Genomic DNA, 14,121 nt, shown 5'->3' with positions numbered 1-14,121 from the left:
ATGAACGACCTGTCCCGCCAGGCAACACGCCTTGAAGCCATCGAAGGCAGCTACGACAAGTGGCTGCTGGGCGCGATCATCGCGCTCACCGGTGTCGGCGTGGTGATGGTGGCGTCCAGCTCGATCGCCCTGATGAGCAGCCCGTTCTACTACCTCAACCGCCACCTGATCTTCCTGGCGGTGGGTATCGTGCTGGCGGTCATCGCCGCCCGCACCGAGCTGAAGTCCATCGAGCAGTACAACCAGATGCTGCTGCTGGGCTGCTTCGTGCTGCTGCTGGCGGTGTTCACGCCGGGCCTGGGCAGCACGGTCAACGGCGCGCGCCGCTGGATCAACCTGGGCATCTCCAAGTTCCAGACGGTTGAAGCAGTGAAAGTGCTCTACATCGTCTGGCTGTCGAGCTACCTGGTGCGTTTCCGCGACGAGGTCAATGCGACCTGGCCGGCCATGCTCAAGCCGCTGGGCGTGGCCGGTGCCCTGGTGGTGCTGTTGCTGCTGCAGCCGGACTTCGGTTCCTCGACCCTGCTGCTGGCGATCACCGCCGGCATGCTGGTGCTGGGCGGGGTGAACATGCCGCGCATGTCGATGCCGGTGATCATCGGCCTGGTCGGCATGAGCGCGCTGGCGATCATCGAGCCGTACCGCATGCGCCGCATCACCTCCTTCCTGGACCCGTGGGCCGACCAGCAGGGTGACGGCTACCAGCTGTCGAACGCGCTGATGGCAGTGGGCCGTGGTGAATGGACCGGCGTCGGCCTGGGCAACTCGGTGCAGAAGCTGTACTACCTGCCCGAAGCGCATACCGACTTCATCTTCTCGGTCACCGCCGAGGAATTCGGCTTCCTGGGCACCTGCGTGATCGTGGCCCTGTACGCGCTGCTGGTCGGCCGCACCTTCTGGCTGGGCATGCGCTGCGTGGAAATGAAGCGGCACTTCTCCGGCTACATCGCCTTCGGCATCGGCCTGTGGATCAGCATGCAGACCTTCGTCTCGATCGGCGTGAACCTGGGCATCCTGCCGACCAAGGGCCTGACCCTGCCGCTGATCTCCTCCGGCGGTTCGTCGGTGCTGATGACCTGCGTGGCGATGGGCCTGCTGCTGCGCGTGTCCTATGAACTCAAGCGCGCAGAGCGCCGTCAGGCGGTGCGTATCGGCGGTGCCGAAGACGCCGCTGCCGAGCCGATGGATGAGCCGGTCGCGCCGGCATCGACCAGTGTACCGATGAGTGCCGAGCCGACAGCCGCCACCGCAGCGGCCCCGGCCGCAGCACGCGGCACCAGCCGCCTGCAGTCGCGCATCGAACCCACCTTCGGGAGGCTGTCATGAACGCAGCCACTCACACTGCGCGTCCAGTGATGATCCTCGCCGGTGGCACCGGCGGGCACATCTTCCCCGGTCTGGCCGTGGCCCGCGTGCTGCGCGAGCGCGGCGTGCCGGTCACCTGGATGGGCGCCGACGGTGCGATGGAAACCCGTCTGGTGCCGCAGCACGACATTCCGATCGACACGCTGGCCATCACCGGCCTGCGCGGCAAGGGCAAGCTGGCCCTGCTAGGCGCGCCGTGGCGGCTGATGCGCGCGCTGCGCGCGGCCGGCATGATCATCCGCAAGCGCCAGCCGCGTGCGGTGGTCGCCTTCGGTGGTTTCGCCTCTGGCCCCGGTGGCATGGCCACGCGCCTGCACGGCCTGCCGCTCCTGGTGCACGAACAGAATCGCGCTCCCGGCATGACCAACCGCATCCTGTCGCGCTATGCGCGCCGGCTGCTGACCGGTTTCCCGGGTACCTTCGCCAAGGGCGAGGAGTTTGTCGGTAACCCGGTACGTGCGGAGATCGCCGCCATCGCACCGCCGGAACAGCGCTTCGCCGACCGCCAGGGTCCGCTGCGTGTGCTGGTGGTCGGTGGCAGTCAGGGCGCGCGTGCGCTCAACACCGGCGTGCCGCAGGCCATTGCTGCGCTGGGCACGAGCGTGCCGGTGCAGGTGCGCCACCAGAGCGGCGAGAAGATGCATGCCGAAGCGGTCGAGGCGTATGCCAAGGCCGGCGTGCAGGCTGAAATCACCCCGTTCATCGCGAACATGGCCGAAGCCTTCGCCTGGGCCGATCTGGTCGTGTGCCGTTCCGGTGCGTCCACGCTGGCCGAGCTGTGCGCGGTCGGTGTCGGCAGCGTGCTGGTGCCATTCCCCGCTGCCGTCGACGATCACCAGACCCGCAATGCGGAGTATCTGGTCGAGCGCGGCGCGGCGGTTTTGCTGAAGCAGGACGGAACGCTGGCCGACGGCATTGCCGCACTGCTGCGCGATCTGTCCGAAAATCCCGCCCGCCGCATGCAGATGGCGCAAGCCGCGCGTGCCCTGGCCAAGGTCGATGCCGCCGAGCGCATCGCCGATATCATTCTTGAGGAAGCTGTATGAAGAAGGCATGCCACCGCGCCTGCCCTGCGCGAGGCCGCGCATGATCCGTCGCCTGCACGACACCAACGACCTGGTGCGCGCGTTCCCGCGCGTGCATTTCGTCGGCATCGGCGGCACCGGCATGAGCGGTATCGCTGAAGTGATGCTGACGCTGGGCTATGAGGTGTCCGGCTCGGACAACGCCGACAACGTGGCAACCCGCCGTCTGGCCAGCCTGGGTGCGCGCATCATGCGCGGCCACTCCGCAGCCAACGTGCTGGGCACCGACTGCGTGGTGGTCTCCAGCGCCATCCGCGAAGACAACCCGGAACTGATGGAAGCGCGCAGCCAGCGCATTCCGATCATGCCGCGCGCGGCGATGCTGGCCGAGCTGATGCGCTTCCGCCGCGGCATCGCGGTGGCCGGTACCCACGGCAAGACCACCACCACCAGCCTCACCGCTGCGGTGCTGAGCGAAGGTGGCCTGGACCCGACCTTCGTGATCGGTGGCCAGCTGCTGGCTGCCGGTGCCAACGCCAAGCTGGGCGGTGGCCAGTGGCTGGTGGCCGAGGCCGACGAAAGCGATGGCAGCTTCCTGCGCCTGAACCCGCTGATGTCGATCATCACCAACATCGATGCGGATCATCTGGAGAACTACGGCAACGATTTCGCCCGCGTGCAGGCGGCGTTCGCCGAGTTCCTGCAGCGCCTGCCGTTCTACGGCCTTGCAGTGCTGTGCATCGATGATCCGGAAGTGGCTGCACTGGCCGCCAAGACCCCGCGCCACGTGATGAGCTACGGCATGAGCCCGCAGGCCGACGTGCGCGCCGAGAACGTGGTGCAGGAAGGTTCGCGCATGCGTTTCACCCTGCGCCTGCCACAGGGCACCAGCCAGGAAGTGGTGCTGGCGCTGCCGGGCAAGCACAACGTGCTCAATGCGCTGGCCGCCGCTGCGGTGGGCTGGCAGCTGGGCGTGGCACCGGATGCGATCGCACGCGCGCTGGAAGCCTTTGCCGGTGTTGGCCGTCGCTTCAACGATCTGGGTGAGGTGACCACTGCCAGCGGTGCCAAAGTCCGCATCATCGACGACTACGGTCATCACCCGAGCGAGCTGGAAGCCGTGTTCGCCGCGGCCCGTGGTGGCTGGGCCGACAAGCGCCTGGTGGTGGCCTTCCAGCCGCACCGTTACAGCCGTACCCGCGACCAGTTCGACAAGTTCGCCGCCGTGCTGTCCAGCGTCGACGCGCTGGTGCTGAGCGAGGTCTACCCGGCCGGTGAGGAACCGATTGCCGGTGCCGACTCGCATGCGCTGGCCCGCGCCATCCGCGCGCGCGGCCGCAGCGAGCCGGTGGTGGTGGGCAAGGCCGCCGAGCTGGCCAGCGTGCTGCCGGATGTGCTGCAGGACGGTGACCTGCTGCTGATGATGGGTGCCGGCGACATCGGCGCCGTGGCCACCCACATCGCGGTGGAAGGCTTCAAGGGGGAGGGCCAGGCGTGAGCGCGCTGACCTTCCCGCCGCTGCGCGTGACCGCCCCGGCCAGCTTCGGCCGCGTCGCCGTGCTGCTCGGTGGCACCTCCAGCGAACGCGAGGTGTCGCTGGATTCCGGCCGCAACGTGCTCGAAGCCCTGCAGTCGCGCGGCGTCGATGCGTTCGCCGTGGACGGTATTCCGGCGCTGGCCACGGCGCTGGCCGCCGGCGGCATCGATCGCGTGTTCAACATCCTGCACGGCCACAACGGTGGCGGTGAGGACGGCATCGTGCAGGGCCTGATGGACGCCTTCGGCGTGCCGTACACCGGCTCGAACGTGCTGGGTTCGGCGCTGAGCATGGACAAGATCCGCACCAAGCAGGTGTGGCTGACGCTGGGCCTGCCGACCCCGCAGTACCGCAAGGTCACTGCCGAAGACGTGCATGCCAATGCTGCCGAGCTGGGCCTGCCGGTGGTGGTGAAGCCGGCCAATGAAGGCTCCAGCGTGGGCATCAGCCGGGTCACCGACGACGCCGGCCTGGATGAGGCCGTGGCCCTGGCCGCGCGCTACGACGGCCAGCTGCTGATGGAGCAGATGGTGGTCGGTGACGAACTGACCGTGGCCATCCTCGGCGACGTCGCGCTGCCGTCGATCCGCATCGTGCCCAAGGGCCAGTGGTACGACTACAACGCCAAGTACATCGCCGAGGACACCCAGTACCTGTGCCCGGGCCTGGACGGTAACGACGAAGAGGAAATCCGGCGCATCGCACTGGCCGCGTTCCGTGCCGCCGGCTGCCGTGGCTGGGGCCGCGTGGACGTGATGCGCGACCGTGACAGCGGACGCTTCTTCCTGCTGGAAGTGAACACCGCGCCGGGCATGACCAGCCATTCGCTGGTGCCCAAGGCCGCAGGCCAGGCCGGCATCAGCTTCGAAGAGCTGGTGTGGCGCGTGCTGGAACAGACCCTGGAGGCCCCGCACGCATGAACGCGGTGCTGCGCATCTTCGTCTGGCTGTTGGCGCTGTCGGTGGTTGCACTGCCGGTGGTGGCCGTGGTCAATGGCTGGGTCGGCGCCGAGCGCTGGCCGCTGGCGAAGCTGCGCGTGCATGGTGAGTTCAAGCGGGTGCCGGCCGAGCAGCTACAGCAGGTACTGCTGCCGTACGCGCACGCGGGCTTCTTCGCGGTCAAGCTGCAGGATGCGCAGGACGCACTGGAGCAGTTGCCGTGGGTGGAAAGCGCGCAGGTGCGCAAGCAGTGGCCGGACGTGCTGGAAGTGACCCTGGTCGAGCACAAGCCGTTCGCGCGGTGGGGCAACGACCGCCTGGTCTCCGAGCAGGGCAAGTTGTTCCCCACGCCGAAGAAGCTGGCCGACCTGGCGCTGCCCGAACTGGATGGCCCGGACAGCCAGACCGAAGAAGTGATGAAGCTGTACAGCGACTCGCGTGCATTGTTCGCACCGGCCGGCGTCGACGTGCGCCGGGTGACGATGGATGCGCGGGGCAGCTGGTCGCTGGTGCTGAGCAACGGCACCGAAGTGGTGGTCGGCCGCGACGACGCGCGCTCTCGCATGCAGCGCTTCGTCAAGGTGCTGCCGCAGCTCAACCGTCAGGACGCGCCGATCGAGCGCGCCGACCTCCGTTACACCAATGGTTTCACGCTGAGCTGGGGTACCCCGGCCACGTCGGCGAAAACGCCGGCGACCCCGGCCAGCAGGACGCAGGAAAGGACATGAATCGCAAGGGTGACAAATCGCTGATCGTTGGCCTGGACATCGGCACCTCCAAGGTGGTGGCGCTGGTGGGCGAGTATTCGCCGGGCAACCCGATCGAAGTGATCGGCATCGGCTCGCACGAATCGCGCGGGCTCAAGCGTGGCGTGGTGGTGGACATCGAATCGACCGTGCAGTCGATCCAGCGCGCGGTGGAAGAAGCCGAGCTGATGGCCGGCTGCGAGATCCGTTCGGTGTATGCCTCGATCTCCGGCAACCACGTGCAGTGCAAGAACTCGCCCGGCATCGTGCCGATCCGCGACGGTGAAGTGACCTGGGGCGACCTGGATCGCGTGCTCGATGCGGCCAAGGCCGTGGCGATCCCGGCCGACCAGAAGATCCTGCACGCGATCCCGCGCGAATATGTGCTGGACGATTCGCAGGAAGGCATCCGCAATCCCGTCGGCATGACCGGCGTGCGCCTGGAAGTGCACGCCCATCTGGTGGTGTGCGCGCAGTCGGCCGCGGCCAACATCAGCAAGTGCGTGCAGCGCTGCGGCCTGCAGGTGGACGACCTGGTGCTGTCCTCGCTGGCCTCCAGCGTGGCAGTGCTGACCGCCGACGAGCGCGAGCTGGGCGTGGTGCTGGTCGACATGGGCGCCGGCACCACCGACATCGCGGTGTTCGTGCAGGGCGCGATCTGCCACACGGCTTCGCTGCCGATCGCTGGCGACCACGTCACCAATGACATCGCGCACATGCTGCGCACGCCGACTCCGGAAGCCGAGCAGATCAAGGTGCGCTACGCCTGCGCGCTGGCCCAGCTGGCCACGGCCGAGGAAAGCATCCAGGTGCCGTCGGTGGGCGACCGTCCGCCGCGCCGCATGCCGCGCCACTCGCTGGCGCAGGCCGTGCAGGGTCGCTACGAGGAAATCTTCGAGATGGTGCAGGCCGAACTGCGCCGCTCCGGCTTCGAGGAACTGGTGCGCGCCGGCATGGTGCTGACCGGTGGCGCTTCGAAGATGGAAGGCGTGGTCGAACTGGCCGAGGAAATGCTGCAGATGCCGGTGCGCGTGGGCATCCCGCAGCACGTCACCGGCCTGGGCGAAGTGGTCGGCAACCCGGTGCATGCCACCGGCGTGGGCCTGCTGCTGATGGGCAGCCAGATCGAACACCCGCGCCGGCCGTCGCTGCCGACCGGGCGTGCTGGAAGCATGTTCAAGAAACTCAAGACCTGGTTCCGCGGCGAGTTCTGACGCGGCGCCCGTAAACCCGGGCCTGGCCCGGGCGCAACACCCGCAGTACCCGCATCACAACGCAACACCGGCAACACACAACCCACACAGCCGCAACGTCGGCATGCAGCAGGACGGCAGGACGCCCGAATGCCCATGCCCGCCAAAGCGGATACAACGAGGACACGGACATGGCGCATTTTGAACTGATCGAAAAGATGGCACCCAATGCGGTGATCAAGGTGGTTGGCGTGGGCGGCGGCGGCGGCAATGCCGTGGCGCACATGGTCAACTCGGCGGTGGACGGCGTGGAATTCATCACCGCCAACACCGACTCGCAGGCCATCAAGAATTGCGGTGCCAAGCTGCAGCTGCAGCTGGGTACCAACGTGACCAAGGGCCTGGGCGCAGGCGCGAACCCGGAAGTCGGCCGCCAGGCCGCGCTGGAAGACCGTGAGCGCATCATGGACGCGCTGCAGGGCGCGGACATGGTGTTCATCACCGCCGGCATGGGCGGCGGCACCGGCACCGGCGCTGCACCGGTGGTGGCGCAGCTGGCCAAGGAAATGGGCATCCTGACCGTGGCCGTGGTCACCAAGCCGTTCCCGTTCGAAGGCCGTCGCCGCATGCAGGTGGCGCTGAAGGGCATCGAGGAACTGAGCCAGCACTGCGACTCGCTGATCACCATCCCGAACGAGAAGCTGATCACCGTGCTGGGTCGCAACGCGACCATGATCCAGGCCTTCCGCGCTGCCAACGACGTGCTGCAGGGCGCCGTGCAGGGCATCGCCGACCTGATCGTGCGTCCGGGCCTGATCAACGTCGACTTCGCCGACGTGCGCACCGTCATGTCCGAAATGGGCCTGGCGATGATGGGTACCGGCACCGCCCGTGGCGATGACCGCGCGCAGGCCGCCGCCGAATCGGCGATCCAGAACCCGCTGCTGGACGATGTGAACCTGGCCGGTGCCAACGGCATCCTGGTCAACATCACCGCCGGCGCCGACTTCACCATGGCCGAGTTCGACGAGATCGGCCGCACCATCGATGGCTTCGCTTCCGAAGACGCCACCGTGGTGGTCGGCACCGTGCTGGACCCGGACATGCAGGACGAAGTGCGCGTGACCGTGGTGGCCACCGGCCTGAACCGCGTGTCGGCCAGCAAGACCCAGCGCCCGGGCGAGCGTGCGCCGATCAAGCTGGTCCGCAACGCCACCACCGGCCAGCCGGAGTTCGGCGAGTTCGACAATGGCGGCGACGCCGTGTCCAAGGCTGTCGGCGGCATGGGCCTGGGCCTGCGTCGCGCCAGCAGCGACACCGCGGCAGCCTCCGCTCCCTCGGCCCCGGCGGCGTCGGCCCCGGCTGCAGCGGAACTGCCGAACGATTACCTGGACATCCCGGCGTTCCTGCGCCGCCAGGCGGACTAAGCGGGGCGCCCGGGGCTTGTCCTCCCCGGGTTGCGCCACCATGTCCTGAAAATGCGGGCGCCGGGCCAGGATGGGTCCGGCTGCCCTGCTTCACGCGCGTCCCCGCGGCGTGCCGGTGCGTCCTGCCGGCGGCCTTCACTGGCGTTTCAGCCAGGGTAGGGGAGGGCGCGTGTTAATCTAATGTGTCACTTCCGGCCCATCCCCCATGATCCAGCAACGCACCCTCAAGAACACGATCCGCGCCACCGGCGTTGGCCTGCACAGCGGTGACAAGGTCTACATGACCCTGCGCCCGGCACCGGTCAACCATGGAATCGTGTTCCGCCGCGTGGACCTGGACCCGGTGGTGGAAGTGCCGGCCAAGGCCGAGCTGGTCACTGAAGTGACCCTGTGCACCGGCCTGACCTGCAACGACGCCAAGATCCAGACCGTCGAACACCTGATGTCGGCGCTGGCCGGCCTGGGTGTGGACAACATCATCGTCGAACTGTCCTCGGCCGAGCTGCCGATCATGGACGGTTCGGCCGGCCCGTTCGTGTTCCTGCTGCAGTCGGCGGGCATCGTGGAACAGGAGGCGCCCAAGCGCTTCATCCGCGTGCTGAAGACCGTGGAAGTGACCGAGGGCGACAAGGTGGCCCGCTTCACCCCGTACGAGGGCTACAAGCTGGGCTTCACCATCCAGTTCGATCACCCGATGATCCCGGCCAAGCAGTCGCGCCAGGAAATCGAGTTCTCGACGCTGGCCTACACCAAGGAAATCTCCCGCGCGCGCACCTTCGGTTTCATGCGCGACCTGGAATACATGCGCGAGCGCAATCTGGGCCTGGGCGGTTCGATGGACAACGCCATCGTGCTGGACGAGTTCCGCGTGCTCAACGAAGACGGCCTGCGCTACGCCGACGAATTCGTGCGCCACAAGATCCTCGATGCAATCGGCGACCTTTATCTGGCCGGCGGCCAGGTGCTGGGTGCCTACGAAGGCTTCAAGTCCGGTCACGCCCTCAACAACAAGCTGGTGCGGGCGCTGATGGCCGACGCCACTGCCTGGGAATGGGTCAGCTTCGACTCGCCGGCGACGCCGGACCCGGTGGAATACGCTACTCCGGCCTACGCCTGATTTCTGTAGGTTGTTGAATTGAAAGACAAAAACGCCGCCTTCTAGGGCGGCGTTGTCGTTTCAGGCGTGTTCGGCGCATTCAGCATGCTTGACGCGCGTCAAGGCCGGTTCGAGGTCACGGTTTTGTGAACCTGTTGGATCGGAAGCCTGAATTTAACGCAGTTTTAACAACAATCTAACGACAGGCCCCCGGATGGCAGCTAGGATGCGACCCGGCCCCCGAAATGTTTCACGCCGTGGTGACACGTGCGACGGGGAGCGGAGCCGGATGCTCCGTTGTCGTCAGGACCGCTTCTTCGGCTTCGAAGGAACGTCCTGCAGGCAAGCCAAGGCGTCGCGTAGCCCTTTGTGCGTGGCGGCTGAAACTGCGTGGGGTCCATTCCGGTTGTCGAGCGCTGGGGAGCGCGTGGGAGTGGGAGACGCAGTCTTGATGGTCACCCTGGTGGCCTTCAGCCCGATGGAACGGGCCGCGTCGAGCAACTGGGCTTCGGCAAGCCGCAACTTGGCATGCCAGACCGGGGATTCGACGAGAAAAACGAGGTGTTCCCCGTCCACATTGGCCAGCCGGCAACGGCTGCGCAGAGGTGGCGGCAACTGGGGGCGCAACTGACGGTCCAGCGCGTCGAGCCACAAGGCACGCCGCAGCGGGTTCCCGCTTTTGTCCGCCATCACCGCATCCAGCGCCGGCTTCGGCACTGACGCGGGGCGAACGCTGGATTTCGGCTCAGACATGAAAACTCACTGATGGCATTCAAAAAGATCGTAATCAAAACGCGTGAAGGACAGGCCAAATCGTCGCCCATCGCGCGTTTGCGGTTCTATTTCGAGGACCGCCCCCGCGCCCTGCTGGGCAGCGTGCTCGGGGTAGGCTGCATTATCGGCCTTGCTGGCGGCATTGGCGCCAGCGCGCTTAATGATTCCCGGCTGCAGGCCAAGGTCGAGCGCCAGGATGCGGAGCTGGCCAAGGTCAAGCGCGATGCGCAGACCCAGGTCAACGCGCTGGCGGCCCGCCTCGGCGAGCTGCAGGCCCAGGCCACCCGCCTCAACGCCCTCGGCGAACGGCTGACCCAGATGGGCAAGCTGGAAGACGGCGAGTTCGACTTCAACGAGACCCCCGGTCTCGGTGACGGTGACGCCGGCGGCCCGACCAGCGACATCCCGGTCAAGGACGTCAACGCCGACTTACAGGTGCTGGAGCAGCGCTTCGCTGCTTCAGGCCGCCAGTTGTCGGTGATGGAATCGTTGATGTTCGACCACCAGCTGCAGCAGAACGCCGTGCCCTCGCGCATGCCGATCCGCAACAGCTATGTGACCTCCGGTTTCGGCACCCGTGCCGACCCGTTCGGCCGCGGTGCCGCCACCCACAAGGGCATGGACTTCCACGCCAGGGTCGGTGACCCGGTGATGGCCGTGGCCGAAGGCGTGGTCAGCTTCTCCGGCGTGAAGGGCGGCTACGGCAACGTGGTGGACGTCGACCACGGTAACGGCTACGTCACCCGCTACGCGCACAATTCGCGCCTGGTGGTGAAGGTGGGCGACCTGGTCCGTGCCGGGCAGGAAGTGGCCAAGGCCGGTTCCACCGGTCGTTCGACCGGCGCACACGTGCACTTCGAGGTGTGGGAGAACGGCAACGTGGTCAACCCGCGCAAGTTCCTCGGCGACGGCGGCAACACGCCGGTCGGCCGCGTCAGCCGCGGCTGATCCCGCGTTGGGGTGCCGGCCGCCGGTCGGCACTACCGCCCCCGGAGTACGGGGGCAGCGCCGTAGGCGCGGGGGTGTGGAGGCCAGGTAAGAGGGGCCTGCGGTTCGCGCAGCGAAGCGTGGGAGCGCCAGCGCGCATGCGCTGACGCGTACCCGGCCAGCGGCCGGCACTACCCCTCGGGGTTGAAACCTCAGCCGGCCGTCCCAAGCTACAATGGGTGTTGCCATCGACAGGGCGCCAGGCGCCCTGTTTCGTTTGCGGCGGACGGATCCCAAGGGGGAGGCCGGGCGTCGTGTCCATCCAACCCGGTTCCTTCAATGATCAACAGCCTGCTTACCCGCGTATTTGGCAGTCGTAACGAACGACAGCTGCGCCAGCTCAACCGCATCGTCGCCAAGATCAATGCGCTGGAGCCGGAGATCGAGAAGCTTTCCGACGAGCAGCTTCAGGCCAAGACGCCGGAGTTCAAGCAGCGCATCGCCGATGGTGAAGCCCTGGACAAGGTGCTGCCGGAAGCGTTCGCGGTCTGCCGCGAAGCCGGTCGCCGCGTGCTGGGCATGCGCCATTACGACGTGCAGCTGATCGGCGGCATGGTGCTTCACCTGGGCAAAATCGCAGAAATGCGCACCGGTGAAGGCAAGACCCTGGTGGCGACCCTGCCGGTGTACCTCAACGCGCTGGAAGGCAAGGGCGTGCACGTGGTCACCGTGAACGACTACCTGGCGCGCCGCGACGCCGCGCAGATGGGCAAGCTGTACAACTGGCTGGGCCTGAGCGTGGGCGTGGTGTACCCGGGCATGCCGCACAGCGACAAGCGCGAAGCCTACGCCTCGGACATCACCTACGGCACCAACAACGAATTCGGTTTCGACTACCTGCGCGACAACATGGCGCTGTCCAAGGCCGACCGCTACCAGCGCGGCCTGCACTACGCCATCGTCGACGAAGTCGACTCCATCCTGATCGACGAAGCGCGTACCCCCCTGATCATCTCCGGCCCGGCCGATGATTCCCCGGAGCTGTACATCCGCGTCAACCGCGTCGTGCCGAACCTGGTCAAGCAGGAAGTGGAAGACGGCGAAGGCGACTTCTGGGTCGACGAGAAGGGCAAGCAGGTGCACCTGTCCGAAGCAGGCATGGAGCACGCCGAGCAGCTGCTGGTCGAGGCCGGCATCCTCGATGGCGAGACCGAAGGCCTGTACGCGCCGCAGAACCTGACCGTGGTCCACCACCTCAACGCCGCACTGCGCGCGCACGCGATCTACCAGCGTGACGTGGACTACATCGTGCGCGATGGCGAAGTGGTCATCGTCGATGAGTTCACCGGCCGCACCCTGTCCGGCCGCCGCTGGTCCGATGGCCTGCACCAGGCCGTGGAAGCGAAGGAAGGCGTGCCGGTCCAGCGCGAGAACCAGACGCTGGCGAGCATCACCTTCCAGAACCTGTTCCGCATGTACAAGAAGCTGTCCGGCATGACCGGTACGGCCGATACCGAAGCGTTCGAGTTCCAGAGCATCTACGGCCTGGAAGTGGTGGTGATTCCGACCAACCGCCCGACCATCCGCAAGGACAGCCCGGACCAGGTGTTCCTCAACCGCAAGGGCAAGTTCAATGCGGTGCTGGCCGACATCGAAGAGTGCGCCAAGCGTGGCCAGCCGGTGCTGGTGGGTACAACCTCGATCGAAACCTCGGAAATGCTGTCCGAGCACCTGCGCAAGGCGGGCGTGAAGCACGAAGTGCTCAACGCCAAGCAGCATGACCGCGAAGCAACCATCGTCGCCAATGCCGGTCGTCCGGCCGCGGTCACCATCGCCACCAACATGGCCGGTCGTGGTACCGACATCGTGCTGGGCGGTTCGCTGGAAGCGGAAATCCACGAGCTGGGCGAAGACGCGACCGACGAGCAGAAGGCTGCGGTCAAGGCCGAATGGCAGAAGCGCCACGAGGCCGTCAAGGCTGCAGGTGGCCTGCACATCGTCGGCACCGAGCGCCATGAATCGCGCCGTATCGACAACCAGCTGCGTGGCCGTTCGGGCCGCCAGGGTGACCCGGGTTCGTCCCGCTTCTACCTGTCGCTGGAAGACAACCTGATGCGCATCTTCGCCTCCGACTGGGTGCAGAAGGCCATGCGCATGATGGGCATGAAGGAAGACGACGTCATCGAAGACCGCCTGGTCAGCCGCCAGATCGAGAAGGCGCAGCGCAAGGTCGAGGCCCACAACTTCGACATCCGCAAGAACCTGCTGGACTTCGACGACGTCAACAACGACCAGCGCAAGGTGATCTACGCCCAGCGCGATGAACTGCTGGACGCCGAGTCGGTGAAGGACAACGTCGACGGCATCCGCGACGACGTGATCTTCGACGTGGTGGCCCGCTTCGTGCCGCCGAACTCGATCGACGAGCAGTGGGACCTGCGTGGCCTGGAGGCGACCCTGGAGTCGGACTTCGGCCTGCAGATGTCGCTGACCGACCTGGTCAAGTCGCACGAAGAGCTGGACGCCGAAGCCATTGCCGCCAAGGTGCAGGAGCGCGTCAACCAGCACTTCGCCGAAAAGGAAGCCGGCGTCGGCGAAGAGACCATGCGCGCGCTGGAGAAGCACGTGATGCTGACCGTGCTGGACCAGAGCTGGAAGGAGCACCTGGCCCGCATGGACTACCTGCGCCAGGGCATCTACCTGCGTGGTTATGCGCAGAAGCAGCCGAAGCAGGAGTACAAGAAGGAAGCCTTCGAGCTGTTCTCGGACATGCTGGAAAACGTCAAGCGCGAAGTGGTGACCCTGCTGTCGCGCGTGCGCATCCGCAGCGACGAGGAAGTGCAGGCGCTGGAAGCGGCCGAACGCCAGCAGGCCGAAGCCCGCCTGAGCCAGTCGCAGTTCCAGCACCAGGACGTGGGCGGCTACAGCGCCGACGAGGAAGCCGCGCAGGTGCAGGCTGCCCAGCAGGGCATCGCACAGGTGCAGCGCGACGAGCCGAAGATCGGCCGCAACGATCCATGCCCCTGCGGCAGTGGCAAGAAGTACAAGCACTGCCACGGCCAGCTGAGCTGACCCGAAGAGCCCCGCGAACGC

Annotated in this window: 10 protein-coding genes and 1 pseudogene; 10 read left to right on the top strand and 1 reads right to left on the bottom strand. The window is 66.7% G+C overall.

All coding sequences use genetic code 11. From position 1 onward, the window contains the following. The 8 genes and pseudogenes from ftsW (at position 1) to lpxC (ending at position 9,348) form a co-directional block, all read left to right on the top strand. Entirely contained in the window at positions 1-1,326 is a 1,326-nt protein-coding gene (ftsW, locus tag AC13GF_RS04160) for a putative lipid II flippase FtsW (RefSeq protein ID WP_483003375.1), read from the top strand. Then, on the top strand, positions 1,323-2,411 hold the full coding sequence (gene murG, locus AC13GF_RS04155) for an undecaprenyldiphospho-muramoylpentapeptide beta-N-acetylglucosaminyltransferase (protein ID WP_483003373.1): 1,089 nt from the start codon (positions 1,323-1,325) through the stop codon (positions 2,409-2,411). Before ftsW ends, murG begins: the two co-directional genes overlap by 4 nt. Positions 2,412-2,451: 40 nt before the next feature. Then, positions 2,452-3,888, top strand: coding sequence for a UDP-N-acetylmuramate--L-alanine ligase (gene murC / locus AC13GF_RS04150; protein WP_126927713.1), 1,437 nt, complete (start codon positions 2,452-2,454; stop codon positions 3,886-3,888). After that, positions 3,885-4,847, top strand: coding sequence for a D-alanine--D-alanine ligase (locus AC13GF_RS04145; RefSeq protein ID WP_483003372.1), 963 nt, complete (start codon positions 3,885-3,887; stop codon positions 4,845-4,847). Before murC ends, AC13GF_RS04145 begins: the two co-directional genes overlap by 4 nt. Then, a pseudogene (locus tag AC13GF_RS04140) lies at positions 4,844-5,521 on the top strand (cell division protein FtsQ/DivIB); the annotation flags it as partial. The gene AC13GF_RS04145 and the pseudogene AC13GF_RS04140, both read left to right, overlap by 4 nt. A 68-nt stretch (positions 5,522-5,589) precedes the next feature. Beyond that, the gene (gene ftsA / locus AC13GF_RS04135) at positions 5,590-6,825 is read left to right on the top strand and encodes a cell division protein FtsA (RefSeq protein WP_005408083.1); all 1,236 of its coding nucleotides are present in this window, start codon (positions 5,590-5,592) and stop codon (positions 6,823-6,825) included. Positions 6,826-6,995: 170 nt separating this feature from the next. Next, entirely contained in the window at positions 6,996-8,231 is a 1,236-nt protein-coding gene (ftsZ, locus tag AC13GF_RS04130) for a cell division protein FtsZ (protein ID WP_005415297.1), read from the top strand. A 205-nt stretch (positions 8,232-8,436) separates the two neighbouring features. After that, positions 8,437-9,348: a UDP-3-O-acyl-N-acetylglucosamine deacetylase gene (gene lpxC / locus AC13GF_RS04125; protein WP_049448929.1), complete on the top strand. Its 912-nt coding sequence runs from the start codon at positions 8,437-8,439 to the stop codon at positions 9,346-9,348. 282 nt (positions 9,349-9,630) lie between these two features. Here the strand turns inward: lpxC and AC13GF_RS04120 are convergent, their stop codons facing one another. Next, positions 9,631-10,080 (bottom strand): DciA family protein, encoded by a 450-nt coding sequence (locus tag AC13GF_RS04120; RefSeq protein WP_005408086.1) that lies wholly within the window; start codon positions 10,078-10,080, stop codon positions 9,631-9,633. 12 nt (positions 10,081-10,092) lie between these two features. Between AC13GF_RS04120 and AC13GF_RS04115 the strand changes: the two genes are divergently transcribed. Together AC13GF_RS04115 and secA are read left to right on the top strand one after the other, a co-directional pair. Next, positions 10,093-11,049 (top strand): M23 family metallopeptidase, encoded by a 957-nt coding sequence (locus AC13GF_RS04115; protein WP_024957280.1) that lies wholly within the window; start codon positions 10,093-10,095, stop codon positions 11,047-11,049. A gap of 318 nt (positions 11,050-11,367) precedes the next feature. Continuing rightward, positions 11,368-14,100: a preprotein translocase subunit SecA gene (secA, locus tag AC13GF_RS04110; protein WP_054171022.1), complete on the top strand. Its 2,733-nt coding sequence runs from the start codon at positions 11,368-11,370 to the stop codon at positions 14,098-14,100. Positions 14,101-14,121 lie beyond the last annotated feature (21 nt).

The sequence above is a fragment of the Stenotrophomonas sp. 22LJNL06-5-1 genome, assembly GCF_056861455.1.
The sequence above is the reverse complement of the archived record's forward strand: the minus strand, read 5'-3'. Positions and strand labels throughout refer to the sequence as shown.

Coding starts and splice junctions, on each gene's coding strand:
- ftsW (WP_483003375.1), top strand. CDS start 1: ATGAACGACCTGTCCCGCCAGGCAACACGCCTTGAAGCCATCGAAGGC.
- murG (WP_483003373.1), top strand. CDS start 1,323: ATGAACGCAGCCACTCACACTGCGCGTCCAGTGATGATCCTCGCCGGT.
- murC (WP_126927713.1), top strand. CDS start 2,452: ATGATCCGTCGCCTGCACGACACCAACGACCTGGTGCGCGCGTTCCCG.
- ftsA (WP_005408083.1), top strand. CDS start 5,590: ATGAATCGCAAGGGTGACAAATCGCTGATCGTTGGCCTGGACATCGGC.
- ftsZ (WP_005415297.1), top strand. CDS start 6,996: ATGGCGCATTTTGAACTGATCGAAAAGATGGCACCCAATGCGGTGATC.
- lpxC (WP_049448929.1), top strand. CDS start 8,437: ATGATCCAGCAACGCACCCTCAAGAACACGATCCGCGCCACCGGCGTT.
- AC13GF_RS04120 (WP_005408086.1), bottom strand. CDS start 10,080: ATGTCTGAGCCGAAATCCAGCGTTCGCCCCGCGTCAGTGCCGAAGCCG.
- AC13GF_RS04115 (WP_024957280.1), top strand. CDS start 10,093: ATGGCATTCAAAAAGATCGTAATCAAAACGCGTGAAGGACAGGCCAAA.
- secA (WP_054171022.1), top strand. CDS start 11,368: ATGATCAACAGCCTGCTTACCCGCGTATTTGGCAGTCGTAACGAACGA.